The 21426-nt window shown below is 67.7% G+C and carries 22 protein-coding genes and 1 riboswitch; of the genes, 15 read left to right on the top strand and 7 right to left on the bottom strand.

Annotation, left to right across the window (positions count from 1 at the left end; all coding sequences use genetic code 11):
• Position 1: 1 nt before the first annotated feature.
• Positions 2-1318, bottom strand: coding sequence for a protein kinase G-activating protein GlnX (gene glnX / locus G6N59_RS12640; RefSeq protein ID WP_138232607.1), 1317 nt, complete (start codon positions 1316-1318; stop codon positions 2-4).
• Between the two features lie 143 nt (positions 1319-1461).
• Here glnX and G6N59_RS12635 point away from each other — a divergent pair, with 143 nt between their 5' ends.
• Positions 1462-1947, top strand: a complete 486-nt coding sequence (locus G6N59_RS12635; protein WP_138232606.1) for an NUDIX hydrolase — start codon at positions 1462-1464, stop codon at positions 1945-1947.
• On the opposite strand, the gene thiE is transcribed toward G6N59_RS12635, so the two are convergent.
• Positions 1937-2605, bottom strand: coding sequence for a thiamine phosphate synthase (thiE, locus tag G6N59_RS12630; protein WP_138232605.1), 669 nt, complete (start codon positions 2603-2605; stop codon positions 1937-1939). The genes G6N59_RS12635 and thiE overlap by 11 nt on opposite strands.
• Before the next feature lie 130 nt (positions 2606-2735).
• Between thiE and thiO the strand changes: the two genes are divergently transcribed.
• The 11 genes from thiO to G6N59_RS12575 all read left to right on the top strand — a co-directional run bounded on the left by thiO (position 2736) and on the right by G6N59_RS12575 (position 12549).
• Positions 2736-3755 (top strand): glycine oxidase ThiO, encoded by a 1020-nt coding sequence (gene thiO / locus G6N59_RS12625; protein ID WP_138232604.1) that lies wholly within the window; start codon positions 2736-2738, stop codon positions 3753-3755.
• Positions 3749-3946 (top strand): sulfur carrier protein ThiS, encoded by a 198-nt coding sequence (gene thiS, locus G6N59_RS12620; protein WP_138232603.1) that lies wholly within the window; start codon positions 3749-3751, stop codon positions 3944-3946. The genes thiO and thiS overlap by 7 nt, the downstream gene beginning before the upstream one ends.
• A 22-nt stretch (positions 3947-3968) precedes the next feature.
• On the top strand, positions 3969-4712 hold the full coding sequence (gene thiG, locus G6N59_RS12615; RefSeq protein WP_268815830.1) for a thiazole synthase: 744 nt from the start codon (positions 3969-3971) through the stop codon (positions 4710-4712).
• The gene (locus tag G6N59_RS12610) at positions 4709-5476 is read left to right on the top strand and encodes an SGNH/GDSL hydrolase family protein (protein ID WP_138232601.1); all 768 of its coding nucleotides are present in this window, start codon (positions 4709-4711) and stop codon (positions 5474-5476) included. Before thiG ends, G6N59_RS12610 begins: the two co-directional genes overlap by 4 nt.
• Positions 5473-6375 (top strand): ABC transporter ATP-binding protein, encoded by a 903-nt coding sequence (locus tag G6N59_RS12605; RefSeq protein WP_138232600.1) that lies wholly within the window; start codon positions 5473-5475, stop codon positions 6373-6375. Before G6N59_RS12610 ends, G6N59_RS12605 begins: the two co-directional genes overlap by 4 nt.
• Positions 6375-7121 (top strand): ABC transporter permease, encoded by a 747-nt coding sequence (locus tag G6N59_RS12600; protein ID WP_138232599.1) that lies wholly within the window; start codon positions 6375-6377, stop codon positions 7119-7121. The genes G6N59_RS12605 and G6N59_RS12600 overlap by 1 nt, the downstream gene beginning before the upstream one ends.
• 52 nt (positions 7122-7173) lie before the next feature.
• Positions 7174-8646, top strand: coding sequence for a M28 family peptidase (locus G6N59_RS12595; protein WP_138232598.1), 1473 nt, complete (start codon positions 7174-7176; stop codon positions 8644-8646).
• Positions 8643-10118 (top strand): M28 family peptidase, encoded by a 1476-nt coding sequence (locus G6N59_RS12590; protein WP_138232597.1) that lies wholly within the window; start codon positions 8643-8645, stop codon positions 10116-10118. Before G6N59_RS12595 ends, G6N59_RS12590 begins: the two co-directional genes overlap by 4 nt.
• 82 nt (positions 10119-10200) lie before the next feature.
• Positions 10201-10641, top strand: a complete 441-nt coding sequence (locus tag G6N59_RS12585) for a hypothetical protein (protein WP_163911282.1) — start codon at positions 10201-10203, stop codon at positions 10639-10641.
• Between the two features lie 67 nt (positions 10642-10708).
• On the top strand, positions 10709-11347 hold the full coding sequence (locus tag G6N59_RS12580; RefSeq protein ID WP_138232596.1) for a GntR family transcriptional regulator: 639 nt from the start codon (positions 10709-10711) through the stop codon (positions 11345-11347).
• Entirely contained in the window at positions 11344-12549 is a 1206-nt protein-coding gene (locus G6N59_RS12575; protein WP_138232595.1) for an MFS transporter, read from the top strand. Before G6N59_RS12580 ends, G6N59_RS12575 begins: the two co-directional genes overlap by 4 nt.
• Here the strand turns inward: G6N59_RS12575 and G6N59_RS12570 are convergent, their stop codons facing one another.
• The 5 genes from G6N59_RS12570 to thiC all read right to left on the bottom strand — a co-directional run bounded on the left by G6N59_RS12570 (position 12550) and on the right by thiC (position 17444).
• A complete protein-coding gene (locus G6N59_RS12570; RefSeq protein ID WP_138232594.1) occupies positions 12550-12831 on the bottom strand; it encodes a DoxX-related protein in 282 nt (93 codons plus the stop codon).
• 15 nt (positions 12832-12846) lie between these two features.
• Positions 12847-14334: a flavin-containing monooxygenase gene (locus tag G6N59_RS12565; protein WP_138232593.1), complete on the bottom strand. Its 1488-nt coding sequence runs from the start codon at positions 14332-14334 to the stop codon at positions 12847-12849.
• Positions 14335-14348: 14 nt separating this feature from the next.
• On the bottom strand, positions 14349-14975 hold the full coding sequence (locus G6N59_RS12560; RefSeq protein WP_138232592.1) for an alpha/beta hydrolase family protein: 627 nt from the start codon (positions 14973-14975) through the stop codon (positions 14349-14351).
• The gene (thiD, locus tag G6N59_RS12555) at positions 14972-15802 is read right to left on the bottom strand and encodes a bifunctional hydroxymethylpyrimidine kinase/phosphomethylpyrimidine kinase (RefSeq protein ID WP_138232591.1); all 831 of its coding nucleotides are present in this window, start codon (positions 15800-15802) and stop codon (positions 14972-14974) included. The genes G6N59_RS12560 and thiD overlap by 4 nt, the downstream gene beginning before the upstream one ends.
• A 7-nt stretch (positions 15803-15809) precedes the next feature.
• Positions 15810-17444 (bottom strand): phosphomethylpyrimidine synthase ThiC, encoded by a 1635-nt coding sequence (thiC, locus tag G6N59_RS12550; RefSeq protein WP_138232590.1) that lies wholly within the window; start codon positions 17442-17444, stop codon positions 15810-15812.
• Positions 17436-17550: riboswitch (TPP riboswitch) on the bottom strand. It overlaps the preceding gene by 9 nt.
• 183 nt (positions 17551-17733) lie before the next feature.
• Between thiC and G6N59_RS12545 the strand changes: the two genes are divergently transcribed.
• The 3 genes from G6N59_RS12545 (at position 17734) to G6N59_RS12535 (ending at position 21422) form a co-directional block, all read left to right on the top strand.
• Entirely contained in the window at positions 17734-19488 is a 1755-nt protein-coding gene (locus tag G6N59_RS12545) for an MFS transporter (RefSeq protein WP_138232589.1), read from the top strand.
• Between the two features lie 87 nt (positions 19489-19575).
• Complete coding sequence (locus tag G6N59_RS12540) at positions 19576-20565, top strand: alpha/beta hydrolase (RefSeq protein ID WP_138232588.1); 990 nt, start codon at positions 19576-19578, stop codon at positions 20563-20565.
• Positions 20565-21422 (top strand): SDR family NAD(P)-dependent oxidoreductase, encoded by an 858-nt coding sequence (locus tag G6N59_RS12535; RefSeq protein ID WP_138232587.1) that lies wholly within the window; start codon positions 20565-20567, stop codon positions 21420-21422. Before G6N59_RS12540 ends, G6N59_RS12535 begins: the two co-directional genes overlap by 1 nt.
• Positions 21423-21426 lie beyond the last annotated feature (4 nt).

Here is a 21426-nt window from a genome sequence, read left to right as displayed (position 1 = left end):
CTCATCGGTATTCACTCAACCTCGGCCAGAGCCCGAGCGCCACTGCCACCGCCGCGGCGAGGCTCAGCGCCGCCGCGCCGACGGTCGCTCCCGACAAGGCCTGACGCCCGTTCAAGATATCGCTGCGGAGCTGTTTGCGGCTTTCGTCGATGCTCTTGGCGAGGGCCTCATCGAGCTTGTCGAAGGCAGGCGTCGAATCGTCTTCGCTCGTGCCCAGGGCCACCTGCGTCGCGGATTGGTAGTTGCCGGTCGAGATGTAGGCGTTGATCCGGTCGTCGGCGGCGCGCCAGCGGCGGACCAACTGATCGGCGCCCGTCAGGTCCTTCGTGCCGATCGCGTCGGGGCGCCGCATGTAGTCCGCCAGCTGCTGCTGGAGGGCGTCGATGCGGCGGTAGTACGACTGCTTGCGGACGCTCTCGTCGCCACGTCGGATCAGCGACAGCGTCTCGTCCGCACGGGCCTGCTGCGCCGTGATGGCCATGCTGGTCACGGTTTGCAGCGAGGCCGCCGCGTTGCGGGCGTGTCGGGTGTTCGTGGTCGAGATGACGAGCGTGGCCCCGATCCAGACGATCATGATCAGCACTGCCATCCCCCCGGCCACGAAACCGATGTTGACGCGGCGGCGGGTGTGCCGGGCCAGCCAGCGGTTCGAGAAGAAGCCGAACATCAGCGTCGCGGCGACGACCAGGATCACCGGCGCGGGTACCTGCGACGAGCCGCTGGTTTCCGAATTCACGCGTGCCGAGGTGTTCTCGTAGAGCCGTTGTGCGTCGGGCAGGATCTGCGTCTGCATCAGCCATGACGCCTCGGAGAGGTACGACGAACCGACCGGGTTCCCCGCGCGATTGTTGGTTCGGGCGGTTTCCACCAGCCCGGTGTAAACCGCCAGTTCGGCGTTGATGCGCCCGAGCACCTGCACCATGCGTTCGTCGGTCAGCCCGCTGGAGGCCGCGGTGACCGCGACCGCGGCGTCGGTGATCGCCTGCTCGTAGCGTTGCCGTACGTCCTGGGGCTCGGAGCCGGCGATGAAGGCGGTGCCTGCGGCGGCGTCGGCGACGGACAGCGTGGTGTAGAGCTGGCCGGCCGCGAACGCCAGCGGCTCGGTGTGGTCGAGCACGGTGGTCAGGGCCTGCTGGCGGGCGTGGATGGTGGTCGACGTGGCGAACGCGCACCCGATGACCAGGCTGGCCAGCATCAATCCGATGAGCAGGATGCGGCCGGGTGTGGTCCACATGAACCACCACCGGGTGTGTGTGGGAGTTCCGGGTGACCGAGAAGCCACGGGCTCGGTTGAAGGGTGCGCCAACTCCACCGTCACGTGTGCGCCGACCTCAACTTTCCGTACCCCTGACCCTGCCCGAAGTCCTTTAATAGAAGTCTAAGAGCTTGTGGCGCGCAGGGGGTGGATTCCCCGTCGGCCCGGTCCCCAGATCTTTCGCGAAGTTCCCTATTGTGGGTTTCGTGCAGGGCGACGGTGACGGATGGGTGCTTGCGGCTGACGGCTCCCACTTCTGGGGTCGCCACGGCGCGGCCGGACTTCTGCTGCGGGCGCCGCAGCCGGGTGGCGGAGCGGCGGTGCTCTTGCAGTACCGCGCGCCGTGGAGCCATCAAGGGGGCACCTGGGCACTGCCGGGTGGTGCGCGGGACAGCCACGAAACCGTCGAGGAAGCCGCGGTCCGTGAGGCCTATGAAGAAGCTGGGTTGGAGGCGCATCAATTGACTGTTCGGACCACGGTCGTCACCGCGACGGCGATCGGCGAGGTCTGGACGTACACGACGGTCATCGCGGACGCGCTCGAACAACTCGAGACGGTGCCCAACCGGGAGAGCGTCGAACTGCGCTGGGTCTCCGAGGACGACGTCGCCTCCCTGCCGCTGCATCCCGGGTTCGCCGCCAGTTGGGAGCGCCTGCGTAGCGTGACGGCGGGTATCCCGCTCAGTTCGTAGGCAGCGCCTGCTTGAGCGCCCGGGCTGCCGCAGCCGGATCCTCGGCGCCCGTGATCGCCCGCACCACCACGATGCGGCGCGCGCCGGCGGCCACCACCTCGGGGACGCGGGCCAGGTCGATGCCACCGATGGCGAACCATGGTTTGTCGGTTCCGGATGCGGCGGCGGCACGGACCAGGTCCAGCCCGGGTGCCGTGCGGCCCGGCTTGGTGGGCGTCGGCCAGCACGGGCCGACGCAGAAGTAGTCGACGTCTTCGGTCACGGAGACGGCCAGCTGCTGCTCGTCGTGGGTGGAGCGGCCGAACAGCGGATCGGGCCCGACGATCTCGCGGGCCAGGGACAGGGGGAGATCGTCCTGGCCCAGATGCAGCACGTCGGCGTGCGCCCCGCGGGCGATGTCGGCCCGGTCGTTCACCGCGAACAGCGCGCCGTGCCGCCGCGCCGCGTCGGCCAGCACCGCCAGCGCCTCCAGCTCCTGTCTGGCCTCCAGCGGACCGAACAGTGCCTCACCGGCGGAGCCCTTGTCGCGCAGCTGGATGATGTCGACGCCGCCGGCCAGCGCGGCGTCGGCGAACTCTGCCAGGTCACCGCGCTCGCGGCGCGCGTCGGTGCACAGATACAGGGATGCGGACTGCAGCCGCTGGGTGGGTGTAGGCACAGCGCGACGGTAGCGACTACCGTGGACGCCGCAACACGGGAGTCCCGGGACCGGGGGCTGAGAGTGGGGTCGTCCTACCCTTACCGTCACACCTGATCCGGATCATGCCGGCGAAGGGAGAAGAGGGATCGTGCCGTTGGACCTTGCTGTCGTCGGTGGCGGCGTCATCGGTCTGGCCGTGGCGCGCCGCGCGGCGCTGGACGGGTGGTCGGTGCGGGTGCACCGGGCCGAGGCGAGCGGCGCCTCGTGGGTGGCCGGCGGCATGCTCGCACCGCACTCCGAAGGCTGGCCGGGTGAGCAGGACCAGTTGCAGCTGGGCCTGGACTCCCTGGCGCTCTGGCACGGCGGGTTCCTCGACGGGCTGCCCGACTGCGTGGTCACCGCGCGCGACTCGCTCGTGGTCGCGGTCGACCGGGCCGATGCGGCTGACCTCCGCACCGTCGCCGCGTGGCTCGCGGCGCAGGGCCATCCCGTGACCGTGACCACCGCCGCCCGCGATGTCGAACCGTTGCTGGCACAAGGGATTCGCCATGGCTTCCGCGCGGAAACCGAACTTGCCGTGGACAACCGGCTGGTGGTCGAGGGCCTCATCGCGCATTGTGACCGTCTCGGTGTGCAGTGGGCGGGCCCGGTCGGGTCGCTCGAGGAGACGCGCGACGCGGATGTCACCGTGCTGGCCAATGGGATCGACGCCCCGGCCCTGTGGCCCGGTCTGCCGATTCGCCCGGTGAAGGGCGAGATTCTGCGGCTGCGGTGGCGCAAGGGGTGTATGCCGGTGCCGCAGCGGGTGGTTCGGGCTCGGGTACACGGGCGGCAGGTCTACCTGGTGCCACGCGCGGACGGTGTGGTCGCTGGAGCCACCCAGTACGAGCACGGCCGCGACACCGCGCCTGCGGTCACCGGCGTGCGCGACATCCTCGATGACGCGTGTGCGGTGATGCCGGCACTCGGTGAATACGAACTGGCCGAATGCGCGGCGGGCCTGCGGCCGATGACTCCGGACGGCCTGCCGATCGTGGGCTGGCTGGACGACCGCACCCTGTCGGCGACCGGCCACGGGCGGAACGGTTTTCTGCTGTCCGCGTGGACCGCACAACGGATTTCGGAACTGCTGAAGGGCGAGGTGAAAGAGAAGGTGGCCCTGTGCTGATCACAGTCAACGATGAGAGCGTGGAGATTCGCGAAGGCACCACGGTAGCCGAATTGATCGACACACTGGGCTTTCCGGACAAGGGCATCGCCGTCGCCGTGGATTGGGCGGTGCTGCCGCGGTCGGAGTGGGACGACGTCCTGACCGAGGGCGTCAAGATCGAGGTCGTGACGGCGGTGCAGGGTGGCTGAGGTCTGTACGTCCGCTGATGTCTTGCGCATCGCCGATCGCGAATTCGGCTCCCGGCTCATCATGGGAACCGGCGGCGCGGCCAACTTATCGATCCTGGAGGAGGCGCTCGTCGCCTCGGGCACCGAGCTGACCACCGTCGCGATGCGCCGTATCGATGCCGAAACCGGCACCGGCGTACTGGATTTGCTGCGCAAGCTCGGCATCGCGGCGCTTCCCAACACCGCCGGCTGTCGCGGCGCGGCCGAAGCGGTGCTGACGGCGCAGCTGGCGCGCGAAGCGTTGCAGACCAACTGGGTGAAGCTCGAAGTGATCGCCGACGAGCGCACGCTCCTCCCGGACGCAATCGAATTGGTGCGTGCCGCAGAGCAATTGGTGGATGACGGTTTTGTCGTCCTGCCCTACACCAACGACGACCCGGTGCTGGCCAGGCGACTGGAGGACACCGGTTGTGCGGCGGTCATGCCGTTGGGTGCACCCATCGGCACGGGACTGGGTATCTCCAACCCGCACAACATCGAGATGATCGTCGCGGCCGCCGGGGTGCCGGTGGTGCTCGACGCGGGTATCGGCACGGCCAGCGATGCGGCGCTGGCGATGGAACTGGGTTGCGACGCTGTGCTTCTCGCGACCGCGGTGACCCGGGCCTCGGATCCGCCGATGATGGCGGCAGCCATGGCCGCCGCGGTCACCGCGGGCCGGTTGGCCAGCCGGGCCGGCCGCGTGCCCAAGCGGTTCTGGGCGCAGGCATCCAGCCCGGCGCTATGACGGAGCGCTACGTCGCTCTCGGTAGTTCGATGGCGGCGGGACCTGGCATCACACCGGCAGCGTCCGGCGCGCCGAAGCGGTCCGGCAGGTCGGCGGTCAACTATCCGCACCTCGTTGCCGCGCAGCTCGGTTACGACCTTGTCGACGTGACGTTTTCGGGTGCCACCACCGCGCACGTGCTCTCGCAGCGGCAGTTCGGTGCGCCGCCGCAGGTCGATGCCCTGGACGGGTCGGAGTCATTGGTCACCGTCACCATCGGGGGCAACGACGCCGGGTACGTGCCGATGCTCGGTGCCGCGTGCCTGCCCCGCTTCTTGCGGTCGGTGCCCTTCGCCGGCGGATTGCTGCGCGGACTGCTTGATGCGACAGCGCGGGACCAGGCGCTCGACGCCGTGGGTGAGTCATTGAAAGCCGTTGGGCGAGAAGCGCGTCGGCGGGCGCCACAGGCCCGGGTGCTGTTCGTCGACTACCTGACTCTCCTGCCGCCGGCCGGCGTGCCCGCGCCCCCGATCGGTGCCGCGGAAGCCGACCTGGGCCGGCATGTCGCCGCCCGACTGGCCGAGCTGACGGCCGCGGCCGCCACCGACACCGGTTGTGAACTGGTGCGGGCGGCGGACGGCAGTCGTGATCATCACGCGTGGTCGGCCGATCCCTGGACCACGGCGTTTCACCTACCGCTGCCCGGCCGGGTGGCGCCGCTCCATCCCAATGCCGCAGGTATGCGAGCCGTCGCGGGGCTGGTCGTGGAAGCCCTGGCGAGATGATCCAACTGAACGGCCTGACAAAGGATTTCGGTCGAACACGAGCCGTCGATGACGTGACGTGCACCGTCGAGCCGGGCGTCGTCACCGGATTTCTCGGCCCCAACGGCGCCGGCAAGTCCACCACGATGCGAATGATCGTCGGGCTGGACCGGCCGACTGCGGGGACCGCCACCGTGCTGGGTAGGCGGTACCGCGATCTCACCTCGCCGTTGCGCAGTGTCGGTGCCCTGCTCGACGCGCGCCAGGTACACCCCAACCGGACGGCCCGGGCGCACCTGCGGTGGCTGGCTGCCGCCAATCGCTTGCCGGTGGCCAGGGTCGACGAGGTGCTCGGACTCGTGGGTCTGGGCGAGGTGGCGAACAAGCAGGCAGGGTCGTTCTCCCTCGGTATGTCGCAGCGCCTCGGCATCGCGGCCGCAGTACTCGGCGATCCTGAGGTCCTGTTGTTCGACGAACCCGTCAACGGCCTCGACCCCGAAGGCATCCGGTGGGTGCGCACCCTGATGCGCGGTCTGGCCGCCGAGGGCCGGACGGTGCTGGTGTCGAGTCATCTGCTGGCCGAGATGGCCAACACCGCCGATCGATTGGTGGTCATCGGTCGCGGTCGGCTGATCGCTTCGACCACCATGGCCGAGTTCGTGGCCCGGGCGGGGCGAGGGGTGGTCCGAGCCCGTAGCCCACAACTCGAGCGGCTGCGGGAAGTGTTGACCGCGCAGGGAGTTTCGGTGCAGCGCGAGGATGAGGTACTGACGGTGACCGATTGTCCGTCAGAACGAGTCGGGGAACTGGCCGCGGCCCACGACATCACCCTGCACGAGCTCAGCGCCCGACAGGTGTCGCTGGAGGATGCCTACCTGCGGCTGACCGATGGCGCTGTCGATTATCGGTCGGTTTCCTGATGCTCGCGACGCTGAACGCCGAACGCATCAAATTGCAGTCCACCCGCGCGCCGGTGTGGACGACGCTGTCGGTCGCGGTGTTGAGCCTCGGGTTCGCAGCCATCCAAGCCGGCGGATTGCCGTACAGCTATCTGTCACCGGAGCGAGCGGCCCTCGGGGTGAGCATCTTCGGCGTTCCCGTGTTGATGATCTTGTCCGCGTTGTCGGTGACGAGTGAATTCCGCACCGGGATGATTCGCGCGACATTTCTGGCCACGCCACGCCGTGGTGTCGTGCTGACCGCCAAAGCTGCTGTCGCCGCAGCATTTTCTGGGGTCGTCACGGCGATCATGATGATCGGGGCCATCGGGTTGGCGCGATCGTTGTTGTCCAGCGAACGCGCTGGAGAACTCGATCTGTCGGGGTCGGAGGTCTGGCGAGCAGTCGGTGCCACCAGCCTGTACGCCGCGCTGGGGGCGGTGCTGGCGGTGGCGTTGGGGGCCTTGATGCGCCACACCGCGGGCGTGGTCGCGGTGCTCGTACTGATGCCGTTCGTCGTGGAGCCGCTGCTCGGCACAATTCCGCAGATCGGTGGCCGCGTCGGGCCGTTGCTGCCCTTCTCCAACGCCTACACGTTCACCGAAACCCCCTGGTTCCAGACGTTCACGATGTGGTGGGGGCCGGTCGGTGCCGCGCTGTACTTCGCCGCGGTGGTGGCAACGGTGTTCGTTGCTGCCCTGGTGACACTGGTCCGCCGAGATCCGTGACGATAGCGCTGACGCGCCCTCGCACGGACGCGTTCACGCTACGGTGGTGCCCATGGTCCGCACCCCGCTCGCGCTCGCGCTCGTGCTGGCCCTCGGAATCTCGGGGTGTGGGCGATCGTCACCCGGCGCGGAGGAGTTCGCCGAGGATCTCGCCAAGAGCGTGTCCGTCGAGGCGACGACCGGCCATCTGGCCAAGCTGCAGGCCATCGCCGACGCCAATGGCGGCAACCGGGCGTTCGGCACGCCGGGCTACGACGCGAGCGTGGACTACACGGCGAATGCGTTGCGCGCCAAAGGTTTCGATGTCGCCATCCCAAACCTGGAAGTCAAGGTTGCGTACCACAGCACCCCTGAACTGAGCGTCGCCGGCAGGCGGTTGCCGGCGCGGGCACTGGAATACTCCGCGGGCACCCCCGGTCTCACCGCACCGCTGGTGCCTGTTCGTGGTGGGCCCGGATCAGGCTGCAACAGTGCCGATTACGACGGTCTGCCCATCACGGGTGCCGTTGCCCTGGTGGACCGCGGCACGTGTCCCTTCGCGACAAAGGAAGCGACCGCGGCGGCCCACGGCGCGGTCGCGCTGGTGGTGGCAGACAACAAGGACGATGTCGACGACGCGGGGGTCCCCGCACGCGGCGGCACCCTCGGGGCCAAGGCGACGGTGAAGATTCCGGCGGTGCTCATCCCGAAAGCAGACGGGGCTCGGTTGCGGGCCAACCCCGGGGCCGTCACCCTGAAACTGGATGCCGGAGCGCGGATTGAGCACACCCGCAACGTGATTGCCCAGACCAAGACCGGGTCCGTGCATGACGTCGTCATGGTCGGCGCACACCTGGACAGCGTCAAGGATGGCCCCGGGATCAACGACAACGGGTCCGGGGTGGCCGCGGTTCTGGAGACCGCACTGCAGTTGGGCAGCGCGCCAAAAATCGTGAACGCTGTGCGGTTCGCGTTCTGGGGCGCCGAAGAGGAGGGCACCATCGGCTCTGACCGGTACATCGAGTCTCTTGACGGCGAGGCGCTCAAAGACATTGCGCTGTATATGAATTTCGACATGCTCGCCTCGGAGAACGCCGGTTACTTCAGCTACGACGGCAACTTGTCCGGCCCGCCGGTGGCCGACGATCTGGTGCCACGCATCCCGGAGGGCTCGGCCGGTATCGATCGCACCTTCACGGCATATCTGTCGGGTGCCGGAAAGCAGCCTCAGGACTATCCCTTCAACGCCCGGTCGGACTACGACGCCTTCACCAGGGCGGGCATTCCGGCAGGCGGATTGGTCGCCGGTGATGAGGAGAACATGAACGACGAGCAGGCCCGCCTCTGGGGCGGTATCGCCGGAAAACCTTTCGACCCCAACTACCACAAGAAGACGGACACTTTGGCGCACATCAACCGCACGGCAATGGACATCATGGGCCGTGGCGTGGCTTTCGGAGTCGGCCGGTACGCCCAGGATTTGGGTGGCCGGGGCGGCGTTCCGGTCCGCGATGACCGAACCCGGCACGTGGTCTCGGCATCATGAGGCGCGTCACGATCGCCGGCCTGTTGACCGCGGTCCTGGCGGCGTGCGCGCCACCTCCACCGGCCCCCGCCCCGCCGCCCCCGCCCGCCCCTGACCTCGCGCGCGAGTTGGCCGCCAAGGTGGGCACCGACGGCATCTACACGCATCTGAAGAAGTTCGCCGCCATCGCCGCGGACAACAAGGGCACCCGCGCCGACGGCACGCCCGGCTACCAGGCCAGCGTGGACTATGTGGCGAACCTGCTGCGGGACAAAGGGTTCGACGTGCAGACCCCTGAGTATGTGCGGGTGGTGCGCGGTGCGCCCGGCAATCCGGTGCTGGACGTCGGTGGCCTCCGCTGGTCCGTCGTACAGGCGTCACTGCTGGCGTCCACCGCGCCGGGCGGTCTGAGCGCGCCGACCTTGCACCCGGTCAAGCCGGCCGGCTGCGCGGCGGACGACTACGGCACGCTCAACCTGCGCGGAGCCATCGCGGTGGTCGATGACCTGGGCTGCTCGGTCGTCGACAAGCAGAACGCGGCGGTGGCCCGTGGCGCGGTCGCAGTTCTGGTGGTCAGCCCGCCCAGCCCGAACGGAGCGCCGCGCGGGTTGTTCAGTCCCGGTTACTACGAACACCTCAATACGCCGGTAGGCATCATCGGCAAGGACGCCGATGCCGCCCTGCTGAAAACCAATGCGCCGGTGAAGCTCACCCTCGATGCCAAGAACTCCGGCGTGAAATCGCGAAACGTCTTGGCCCAGACCAAGACCGGTGATCAGCACAGTGTCGTGTTGGCAGGTGCGCATCTCGACAGCGCGCCGGGGAGCGCGGGCATCAACGATGCCGCCACCGGGGTGTCCGCGTTGCTCGAGACGGCGGCCGCGCTCGGCGGCTCGCCGAAGATCGCGAACGCGGTGCGGTTCACCTTCTGGGGTTCGGGGGCGGTGGGCCAGGAAGGTGCCACCAAGTACGTGCGTGGGTTGGCCGCCGAACCGCTGAATGACATTGCGCTGTATCTGGATTTCGACATTCTCGGCTCGCCCAATGCCGGGTTCTTCACGTTCGACGGCGACCAGTCGGGCCAGGCCAACCCTGAGCTCCCCCTCGACGCGATACCTGCTGGGTCGGCCGGTATCGAGCGCACGCTGGCCGGATATCTGTACCTCGCCGGCAAGCGTCCCGCGGACATGACGATGGATCTGGGCAGCGGTTACGGTCCGTTCCTCACCGCCGGGGTGCCGGTCGGTGGCCTCTCGACCGGTACCTCACAACGCAAGTCGGCGATCCAGGCCAGATTGTGGGGTGGACAGGTGGGCGTTGCCTTCGATCCCGGGTACGGGGCGACGGGCGACACCGTCGAGCAGCTGAATCGGGACGCCCTGGCTGTGACAGGGCCGGCCGTCGCATTTGCGGTCGGCACTTATGCGCAGTCGTTGACCGGACCGAATGGCGTGCCGCTGCACGACCAGCGCCACCGGCAAGCAGGCAAGTAACAAGGTTTCACAGCAACTTCATAAGCGGAATTGCGTGACCGGCAGGTGTCGTTGCCAGGTTGCTCAGCTAGTAATTGTGCCCATGAAAATCACCTATCGACGTTGGTCGTCGGCTGCGGGCACCTTGGCTGTCCTGGCCATGGGCGGGCTCACCGTCGCCTGCGGCTCGCAGGGAAACAATGCTCCGACGACGGTCACGGTGACGCCGTCGAGCACCACGACCACCACGACGACGGCCAAACAGCACCACGGCGGTGGCGGCGACGGCAGCAGCAGCAACTCCGGTGGCGGCGGTGGCCAGCAGCAGGCTCCGGCGCCCGCTCCCGAGACTGTGACCAACACCGAGACCGCCACCCAGACCGCCACCCAGACGCAGACCGAGACCTCGACCTCGGTGCAGACCTCGACCGAAACGGATACCTCGACCTCGATCGCGACGTCGACCTCGGTGCAGACGTCGACCGTCTATCAGACGCAGCCGCGCTGGGGCTTCAATGGGCCCGGGCAGCAACAGCAGCACTGACCTGCCTGAGCGTTAGCTCTGTCACTACTTGTATGCAAGCTTGCATGCAAGTTGCTAATGTCGGTGCGTGGCCATCGAACAGACCCCCGCCAGCGAGCGCGCCTACCGGGACACCAAGACCAAGATCCTGGTAGGTGCGGTCAAAGGTGGGCAGCTGCTGAGCGAGGTCGAGGTGGCGGCGGAGCTCGGGGTGAGTCGTACGCCCGTGCACGAAGCCTTCCTGCGGCTGGCGGCCGAAGACCTCCTTGACCTCCTGCCGCGCCGGGGTGCGGTCGTCGTGCCCATCCCGCCGCACGAGGCCACCGACCTGCTCGAGATGCGCCTGGCGCTGGAGGGCAGCGCCGTGCGCCGGCTCTGCCGCTCGGCGGCCGCCGCGCAGGCGGCGTCCGCCGAGCTCGCCCGTCTCATCGACGGGCAGCGCGCCGCCGCCGCGGATCTGGTGCGCTTCGCCGAGCTCGACGACGCCTTCCATCGGCACATCGTCGATGCCGCCGGGAACCGCATCTCGCAGCGGTTCTACTGCTCGTTGGGCGACCGGCAGCGCCGGATGATGGCTGACGCCGTGCAGGCCGACCGGACCCTCGTCGACCGCCTCATCACCGAGCACGCACAGCTGGCCCATGCCATCGGTACCCGCGACGCGACGGCGTTCGACGCCCGGTTGCTCGCTCACCTCGAGTCGACGTACGAGGTGGTGCTGCGATGAGCCGCGCACGCGTGAAGCCGTGGCTCGCCGTCGCCGCCGGTGTCTTCTGTATCGGTTGGGGCGGAAATCAATTCACGCCGATGCTGATCGAATATGTGCACCGCGCAGGTTACTCCCGCGTGGATGTCGACGTCCTGTTGGGCGCCTATGTGCTGGGCCTGATCCCCGGGCTGCTGGTGGCCGCGGCGATGTCGAACCGCTATGGGCGCCGGCCGCTGATGATCGCCGGCCTCATCAGTTCGGCGGTGGGCAGCATGATCTTGGCGACCGGCGAACTCGGCGGATTCCCAGCACTTTTCGTGGGCCGGTTGCTGTGCGGACTGAGCGTGGGCGTCGCGATGGCCGTCGGGTCCACCTGGATCGCCGAGTTGTCCGCGCCGCCGTACGACACGGCCGCCGCCGGTGCCGGTGCGCGCCGGGCCTCGATCTGGCTGTCGCTCGGGCTGGCGATCGGGCCGTTGTGCTCGGGCCTGCTGGCGCAGTTCGCGCCGTTGCCGTTGACCCTGACGTACCTGGTGCAGGCCGCGCTGTGCGCTCCGGCGCTGTGGCTGACGCTGACGCGGACGGTGGAGACCCGGAGTGCCCGGGTCAGCGGAGACCTGTTGTCCCAGTTGCGTGTTCCGGCCGCGACGCACCGCCGTTTCGTCCGCGTGGTGGCCCCGATGGCGCCATGGGTGTTCGGCTCCGCCGCTATCGCGTACGCCATCGTGCCGGCATTGGTCGCCGATAGCCTCGGCTCCTGGGCACTGCTGTACACCGCGGGCCTGACGGTGTTGACGCTGGCCTGCGGTGTGCTGGTGCAGCCGATCGCCCGGCGGTTGGACGACCACTCCAGCGCCCGCGCCGTCGTGGTGTCCATGGTGCTGATGTCGGCGGGAGTGTTCGCTGCTGTCGCCACCGCGGTCACGCGGTCGCCGGCCATCGCGGTGCTGGTGGCCATGCTGCTGGGCAGCGCCTACGGCATTGCCATCGTGTCCGGGCTGCTGGAGATTCAGCGCATCGCCCAGCCCCACGAGCTGGCCGGGGTGTCCGGCGTGTACTACTCGCTGGCGTACGTGGGCTTCCTGCTGCCGGCGGTGCTGGCCGCACTGGCGCACTACGTCAGCTACCCGGCGATGCTCACCGTGGTGGGCCTACTGGCGGCGGTGTGCACCGCGATCTGCGCGGCGGGCTGGTCCAAGCACCTGCCGGCCCGCGCTTGATCAGGCGCGGTTGCGGGCGACGTTGGCGGCCAGGTAGAGGACGTAGCCGATCACGCCTATGGTCGCCACCTTGCGCGTCTGGGGGACGATGAGGCCGACGCCGAGCGCGGTCTCGATCGACCCGTTGACCTTGAGGTGCTTGTCGACGTCCTCCGGGAACGCCGTCGCGGCGATGCCCCTGAAGAGGTCGGGCTTGATGAAGTGTGCCAGCCCGGCCAAAGCCAGGCCGATTCCGGCCAGCAGGCCCTTCTTCCCAGCGGTGTTCTCAGCGGCGTCGGTCACTGTGGTCCTCTCTGATCACGAAATCTTGTAGTCGCTCAACGGAAATTCGGAAGCTTCGCGGATCGCCGTCTCGGTCGACGACGGGCGCAGCAGCGTCGGCTCACCCGCGGGATTGAAATAGTACGAGTGGGCGCTGGCGCAGTTGCCGAGGGTGAAGATCGAATCCCCGAGCAGTTCGGTCATCCGGTCCAGGAATGCGGTGTTCGCTTCCTCGGTGACCTCGAATGTCGTCGCGCCGCGCTTCTTCACCTCGGTGAAAAGCCGGTCCATCAGACGCATCTGGTACTCCATGGTGTTGAAGAAGTTCAACCCCAGGAACGCGTACGGGCTGGCCAGGCTCAGATAGTTCGGGAAGTACGGCATCGACACGCCCTGGTACGCCTGGAAACGCGTTTCGCGCCACCACTTTCCGAGATCGCGACCCTCGCGGCCGATCACCTCGATGGCGGGGAAGTTGGCCTCCCACAGGTCGAAACCGGTGGCGAGCACCAGGGTGTCGATCTCGACCTTGACGCCGTCGCTGCCGATGATCCCGTCGGCGGCGACGTGGTCGATGCCGGCATCCTGCAGGTGCACGTTGGCCCGGTTGAAGGCCTGGTAGTAACCGTTGCTGAAAGTCGGCCGCTTGCAACCGAAGTCGTAGTCCGGGGTCAGCCGGCGCCGCAGGTCCTTGTCGCGGATGACGAAGAATCGGTGCATCTTCGACAGGTCGGATGCCGAGATGTTGAAGCGGCCGCGGAACATCCCGTAGTGCCGGACGCCGACGGACACCATCACTTCGTAGATCGAATCGGTGAGCCAGCGAAGTACGCGCTGCGTCAGCGGGAATCGGGCGAACATTCGCTTGGCCCGAGGGCCGAAGTGCGGATCGATCTTTGGTACCACCCAGATCGGCGTGCGCTGGAAAACCGTCAGGTCGGCGGCGGTCTTGGCCAGCTCGGGGATCAGCTGCACGGCGGTGGCACCGGTGCCGATGACCGCGACGCGCTTGCCCGCCGGGTCGTAGTCGTCGTCCCAGTCGGTGGTGTGGATGACGCGGCCGGCGAACTTCTCGATGCCGGGAATCGCCGGGATGTTCGGCTGGGACAGGAAGCCGGTGGCGGTGATCAGGTAGCGGGCGCTGAGAGTCTCGCCGTCGGCAATGCTGATGCGCCAGAGCGAGGCGTCCTCGTCCCAGCGGGCCCCGTTGACGACGACATTGAACCGGATGTGGCGGCGCACGTCGTACTTGGCGGCAACATCATCGGCGTATCGCTTGATCTCCGGACCCGGGGTGAAAAGGCGAGACCAGCTCGGGTTCGGCTCGAAGAAGTACGAGTAGGTGGTGGTGGGCACGTCGACCGCGAGGCCGGGGTAATGATTGACGTACCAGGTGCCGCCGAGGTCGTCCTCGCGCTCAAGGATGGTGAAGTTCTCGATCCCGAGGCGTTTGAGCTGGATGGCGGCACCGATACCGGCGAATCCCGCGCCGACGATGACCGCCTCGAACTGCTGCGTCGTCATAGGCAGACGGTACCTCAGGTACCGCTTCGGGTAATGAGTCCAATGGCTCTAGCAACCGCCAGTGCCGGGACGTCCAGGGTCTTGGATCCCAGGTCATGGCGGGCGCCGGTAATCGTGACGAGCGCGGTGGGGCCGGGGATCAGCGCGGCGGCGGCCGTCAGTTCGGCGATGGTGCCGAACGGGTCGGCCGTGCCGTGCGTGAACACCGTCGGGACCGCGATGTGCGGTAGGTGCTCGGTGCGGGCGCGTTCGGGCTTGCCGGGTGGGTGCAAGGGGTACGACGACAGCGCCAGTCCGGCCAGGTCGGCGCCCTCGGCCGCAACCATGGACGTCATCCGGCCGCCGTAGGAATGGCCGCCCGCGATCACCGGGCCGTCGGTCAGCGTGTGCGCCAGCTCGATGGCCTCCACGATGCCCTGCTGATCCGATGCCGCGGAGTTCGACGGCGGGCCTTTCGGCCGGCGACGCCGGTACGGCAGGTCGTAGCGGATGGCGAGCCAGCCGTGGCGGGCCCACTCGTCGCAGGTCCGGACGATCAGCGGGGCGTCCCGGTTACTGCCCGCGCCGTGGGTGAGCAGCACGACGCCCGTCGGCGTCCCGTCGGGTTCGTGCGCGACGCCCGCGATGGCCTCAAGATTCATGCCTGCAACCGGAAGAGCGCGTTGACGGGACCGTGGCCGTGGCCCAGGGGGTAGGCCGCCCGCAGGCATTCGGTCACCCAGCTCTTGCCGAACGCCACCGCGTCGGGCACCGAAAAGCCGTGCGCCAGTGCGCAAGCCGTGGACGCGGCGAGGGTGTCACCCGCACCGTGGTCATGGCCGGTGTCGATGCGCTCGGTGGTGAATTCGTAGAACTCGCTGCCGTCGTACAGCAGGTCGGGGCTGTGATCGCTGGACCGCAGATGTCCGCCCTTGACCAGGGCCCACTTCGGACCCAGGTCGTGCAGGGCCTTCGCGGCGTCGCGTTGCGTCGACGCGTCCACCACGTCGATACCCGTGATCAGCCGCACCTCGTCCAGGTTCGGGGTGACCAGGGTGGCGATCGGAAACAGCTGGGTACGAACCGAGTTCAGCGCGCTGGGGTGCAGCAGCGGGTCGCCGTGCATGGACGCGCACACCGGATCGACGACGAGCGGCACGTCGCCGTCGAGGCTCCGCCAGGTCTCCGCAACTGCACCGATGATCTCGGCCGAGGCCAGCATGCCGGTCTTGGCCGCCTGGATGCCGATGTCGTCGACCACCGCGGTGATCTGCCCGCTGATGATGTCGAGCGGCAGCTCGTGAAAACCCTTGACCCCCACCGAGTTCTGCACCGTCACCGCAGCGATGGCGACGCACCCGTGTACGCCGAGCATCGCGAAGGTGCGCAGGTCGGCCTGGATGCCGGCGCCACCGCCGGAATCGGAGCCGGCAATGGTCATCACCCGCAGGGGCGTCTGGCCCGGCGGGGTCAAGGGCAGGAAGTTCACTTCGACATCACGGAGCCAAGGGTAGATACACCCGGTTGCCGTGGTCGGCGAACTCCTGGGATTTCTCCGCCATGCCTTGCGCGATCTCGTCCGCGTAATCGGGCGCGACCCCGTCGGGGTAGGCGTCACGGATGTCCTGCGTGATGCGCATCGAGCAGAATTTCGGTCCGCACATCGAGCAGAAGTGCGCGGTTTTGGCGGGCTCGGCGGGCAGCGTCTCGTCGTGGTACTCGCGTGCGGTGTCCGGGTCGAGCGACAGCGCGAACTGGTCGTGCCAGCGGAACTCGAAGCGGGCCTGCGACAGCGCGTTGTCGCGGTCCTGCGCGCCCGGGTGGCCCTTGGCGAGGTCAGCGGCGTGCGCGGCGATCTTGTACGCGATCACGCCGTCCTTGACGTCCTTGCGGTTGGGCAGGCCCAGGTGCTCCTTCGGGGTGACGTAGCAGAGCATCGCGGTGCCGGCCTGGGCGATGATCGCCGCACCGATCGCCGAGGTGATGTGGTCGTACGCCGGAGCGATGTCGGTGGCCAGCGGGCCGAGGGTGTAGAACGGCGCCTCTTCGCAGAGTTCCTCTTCCAGGCGGACGTTCTCCACGATCTTGTGCATCGGGACGTGGCCCGGGCCTTCGATCATCACCTGCACGCCATGGGATTTCGCGATCTTGGTCAGTTCACCCAGCGTGGTCAGTTCGGCGAACTGGGCCTCGTCGTTGGCGTCGGCGATGGAACCGGGGCGCAGGCCGTCACCGAGGGAGAAGGTCACGTCGTAGCGCTGCAGGATCTCGCAGAGCTCTTCGAAGTGCGTGTACAGGAACGACTCCTGGTGGTGCGCCAGGCACCACGCCGCCATGATCGAGCCGCCCCGGGACACGATGCCGGTGACGCGCTTGACCGTCAGCGGGATGTAGCGCAGCAGCACGCCGGCGTGCACCGTCATGTAGTCGACGCCCTGCTCGCACTGCTCGACGACGGTGTCGCGGTACAGCTCCCAGGTCAGCAGCGTCGGATCGCCGTTGACCTTCTCCAGTGCCTGGTAGATCGGCACGGTGCCGACCGGGACGGGGGAGTTGCGCAGGATCCACTCGCGGGTCTGGTGGATGTCCTTGCCGGTCGAGAGATCCATGATCGTGTCGGCGCCCCAGCGGGTGGCCCACACCATCTTGTCGACCTCTTCGGAGATCGAGGACGTGACGGCCGAGTTACCGATGTTGGCGTTGACCTTCACGGCAAAAGCCTTGCCGATGATCATCGGCTCGAGCTCGGGGTGGTTGTGGTTCGCCGGGATGATGGCCCGGCCGATCGCGACCTCGTCGCGTACCAGCTCAGCGGGCACGCCTTCGCGCTCGGCGATGAACGCCATCTCCGCGGTGATCTCGCCGTTACGGGCACGCTGCAACTGCGTGCCGCGGTCTTTGACGACGCCGGGGCGGCCGGGCAGGCCCTTCTCCAGGTCGATGGTGGCGTTCTCGTCGGTGTACGGACCCGAGGTGTCGTACAGGTCGAGGTGGTCGCCGGTGGTCAGGTTGACCCGCCGGAACGGGACCTTTCCCCCGTCGGGAAGCTCCCGATAGACCTTTGTGCTCCCCGCGATGGGGCCGCAAGAAAGGTCATGAAAATGAGCTGGCGATACGCCAATTGCAGTCATCTGCTTACTCCCTACGCCGGCATTACCCGGTCAGGTTCATACGGTCGACGGCACCACACAGCCGTCCTCTCAGCGCACCAAGGTGTGCGCTCCCGCGCGGACGTGTCCACCGTAACGGATTGCCGCAGGAAGGGAAGAGGGGCTGGACGCCGAGTTTTGGCCGTGGCACGGAGCGACTACTCATATGCAACGCACAGCTTGAGATGCCCGGCTACCGGGAATCGAATTGTCATGAGGTCGTTTGTATAGCTAACATATGTTTTTCTGATATTGGAGCGAAGACCGACTGATGACGACTGACACCGAGCTCACCGGGCAGCGGGATACCGCCCTCGCAGCAACCGCGCGCCGCCGCGTCCAGATGGACCACGACCACCCGCACTACAAGTGGGTGGTGCTGTCCAACACCACGCTGGGCATCCTGCTGGCCTCTATCAACGCGTCCATCGTGTTGATCTCCCTGCCCGCGATCTTCCGGGGCATCGGGCTGAACCCGCTGGCGCCGGGCAACGTCAGCTACCTGCTGTGGATGCTCATGGGCTATTTGGTGGTGACGGCCGTGCTGGTGGTGCCGTTCGGCCGGCTCGGGGACATGTACGGCCGGGTCCGTATCTACAACGTCGGTTTCGTGGTGTTCACGCTGGCGGCGGTCGCGCTGTCGTTCGATCCGTTCCACCTCGGTGGCGGCGCGGTGTGGCTGATCGCCTGGCGGGTGATCCAGGGCGTCGGCGGCGCCATGCTGATGGCGTCGTCGTCGGCGATCCTGACCGACGCCTTCCCCGCCAACCAGCGCGGCATGGCACTCGGGGTGAATATGGTTGCCGCCGTTGCGGGTTCGTTCCTCGGACTGCTGATCGGCGGGTTCCTCTCCGAATGGGAGTGGAAGGCCGTGTTCTGGGTCGGCGTTCCGATCGGCATCATCGGCACCATCTGGAGCTACCGGTCGCTGCGTGAATTGGGCGCTCGTACCCCGGGGCGGATGGACTGGGCGGGTACCGCCACGTTCGGCGTGGGGCTGACGGTCCTGCTGCTTGGCATCACGTACGGCATTCAGCCGTATGGCAATTCGCCGACGGGCTGGACCAGTCCCGCGGTGCTGGGATCGATCGGCGTCGGCCTGCTGCTGTTGGTCGCGTTCTGCATTGTCGAGCTCAAGGTCGAGTCGCCGATGGTCGACATGCGGCTGTTCAAGTCGGCGACGTTCGGCATGGGCAACCTCGCCGGCCTGATGTCCTCGGTAGGCCGCGGTGGGTTGCAGTTCATGCTCATCATCTGGCTGCAGGGCATCTGGCTGCCGCTGCACGGCTACGACTTCGAATCGACGCCGCTGTGGGCAGGTATCTATCTGTTGCCGGCCACGATCGGCTTCCTGGTGTCGGCGCCCGTCGCCGGTACCCTCTCCGACCGGGTCGGCGCCCGGCCACTGGCGGTCGGTGGCATGCTGTTGATGGCGGTGACTTTTGTTGCGCTGCTGATGATCCCGGTCAACTTCGACTATTGGCAGTTCGCCCTGCTGGTGTTCCTCAACGGCGTCGGCGGCGGCATCTTCACCGCACCCAACGCGGCGGCCATCATGTCGAGCGTGCCGGCCGCGCAGCGCGGTGCGGCGTCGGGGGTCCGGTCGACATTCTTCAACGCCGGTAACTCGCTGTCGATCGGCATCTTCTTCTCGCTGATGATCGTCGGGCTGGCCCACACGCTGCCGTCCGCGCTGTCCAGTGGCCTTCAGCAGCAAGGGGTTTCGGCTGACGTCGCGCAACAGGTGGCTGGGCTGCCGCCGGTGGGCAGCCTCTTCGCGGCCTTCCTCGGCTACAACCCGATAGCCGAGCTGCTGGCGCCGTTCCACACCCTGCAGCAGCCGGGCGTGAATGCCGCCACCCTGACCGGTCAGAGCTTCTTCCCGCGGCTCATCACGGAACCATTCCACTCCGGCCTGGTCGTGGTGTTCGGCGCGGCGGCGGTCATGATGCTGCTCGGCGCGGTGGCGTCGATGTTCAACCCGGGCACGTACGCCACGGAGCCCGGCGCCGACAACGAGGCCTGATTTCCGCATAGCCACTCCTCGCTGGTCCGGACGCCGACCACAACTGTGCCATTGACAAATGGCACAGTTGGTGGTGCTCTAGTCGGCGTGACGGAAACTGATCGGGCAACGCTGCCCGAGATACCTACCCGCGCAACAGTGCGCGCCGCGCTCTCGGCCACCGTGACCCGCTGGACCCTGGGTAACCTGACCAGCGTCATCCCCATGAACCAGCCCGGTGTCTGGTTCGGCCGTGGGCTGATCGCCACCATCATGGAGACCTTCGGATCCATGCCCGGCGGCACCAGGATCATCCCGGTGCGCACGCAAGAGCTGCGGGGCGAATGGGTGCTCGGCCCCGGGGTGGAATTCGGCAATCGCGCCGGCTACTACGTGCACGGCAGCGCGTACGTCATCTGCTCGGCACGCACCCACCGCAAGCTGGTGGCGCGCTTGTCCGAGGCGACAGGCCTGCCGATGTTCGTCGTGGACTACCGCCTGGCGCCCGAACACCGGTTCCCGACCGCGGCCGAAGACGTCGAGGCCGGTTATCGGTGGCTGCTGTCGGAAGGCTATGCGGCGTCCGACATCGTGATGGGCGCCGACTCGGCGGGTGGCCATCTCACCTGCGACATGCTGCTCGCGCACGCCGGTGACGCGGACTTCCGCCCCGCGGGTGTGGTGCTGTTCTCGCCGTTGATCGACGTGACGCTCGGGCTCGCGCTGGAGCAGGAGAAGGCGGCGTACCGCGATCCGGCGATGTCGGCGACCGCTGCCGCCCGCATGGTCGGGCTGTACACCCAGGGGCAGAACCTGGCCGATCCGCGGCTGCGACTCGACTTCGCGAATGCCGATCTGTTGCCGCCCATGCTGATTCAGGTCGGCGGTTTCGAGATGCTGCGCGCCGATGCGCGCTACCTCGACGCCGAGCTGCGCCGGGCCGGCGGCACCAGCACGCTCGAGGTCTGGCCCGGCATGGTGCACGTCTTCCAGGCACTGCCGCATGTGGCACCAGAGGCCGTTCCGGCACTGCGCCGTGCCGCGGCCTTCATCGCCGATGCCTACAAGCGATCCAACGAACTCGAAGAGGTGTGCTGATGCTCGGCATTGACACCATCCTGAATGTCTTTCGCGGCCAACGCCGTTCGGACCAGGCGAAGGCGGTGGTCACCGGGGCCGGCAGTGGCATCGGGCGGTCATTCGCACTCGAGCTCGCCCGGCGCGGCGGAGAGATCATCTGCGCGGACATCAGCATGGAGCGGGCCAAAGAAACGGTCGCGCTCATCGACCAGCTGCCCACGGGCAAGGGCCACGCCGTGCAGTGCGATGTCGCCGACCGGAAGGCGATCGAACTGCTGGCCAAGCAGGCGCAGGAGATCTTCGGCGGCGCACCGACCCTGGTGATCAACAACGCCGGCGTCGGCATCGGCGGAAAACCGGTGGGCGACATCGGCTTCGAAGACTGGGACTGGGCACTCGGCATCAACCTGTGGGGCGTGGTGTACGGCTGCGAGGTCTTCACTCCGTTGCTCCGCGCGGCCGGTAGGGGGGGCATCATCAACGTGGCCTCGGCGGCCGGGTTCGCCGCAGCGCCGTCGATGGCGGCCTACAACGTCTCCAAGGCCGGTGTCATGTCGCTCTCCGAAACGTTGTCGGCGGAATTGAATGGCACCGACATCGCGGTCACCGTGCTATGCCCCACCTTTGTGAAGACGAATGTCGCACGAGACGGGCGCATTACGCCCGGTTCGTCGAACCTCGCCGAGCAATTGATGCGGTGGACCGGGCTGTCGCCCGATAACGTCGCCGCCCGCACTCTGGACGCGCACGACGGTGGCCGGCTGTACGTGGTGCCGCAACTCGACGCCACCGTCATCTGGCACCTGAAGCGACACTTTCCCGCGCTGTATACCCACGGCGCCGGTCTCCTGAACCGACTCCTCCCCGAGAACTGAAAGG

The sequence above is a fragment of the Mycolicibacterium aubagnense genome (assembly GCF_010730955.1).
Classification (GTDB): domain Bacteria; phylum Actinomycetota; class Actinomycetes; order Mycobacteriales; family Mycobacteriaceae; genus Mycobacterium; species Mycobacterium aubagnense.
This window is presented reverse-complemented; position numbering and strand designations above follow the sequence as displayed.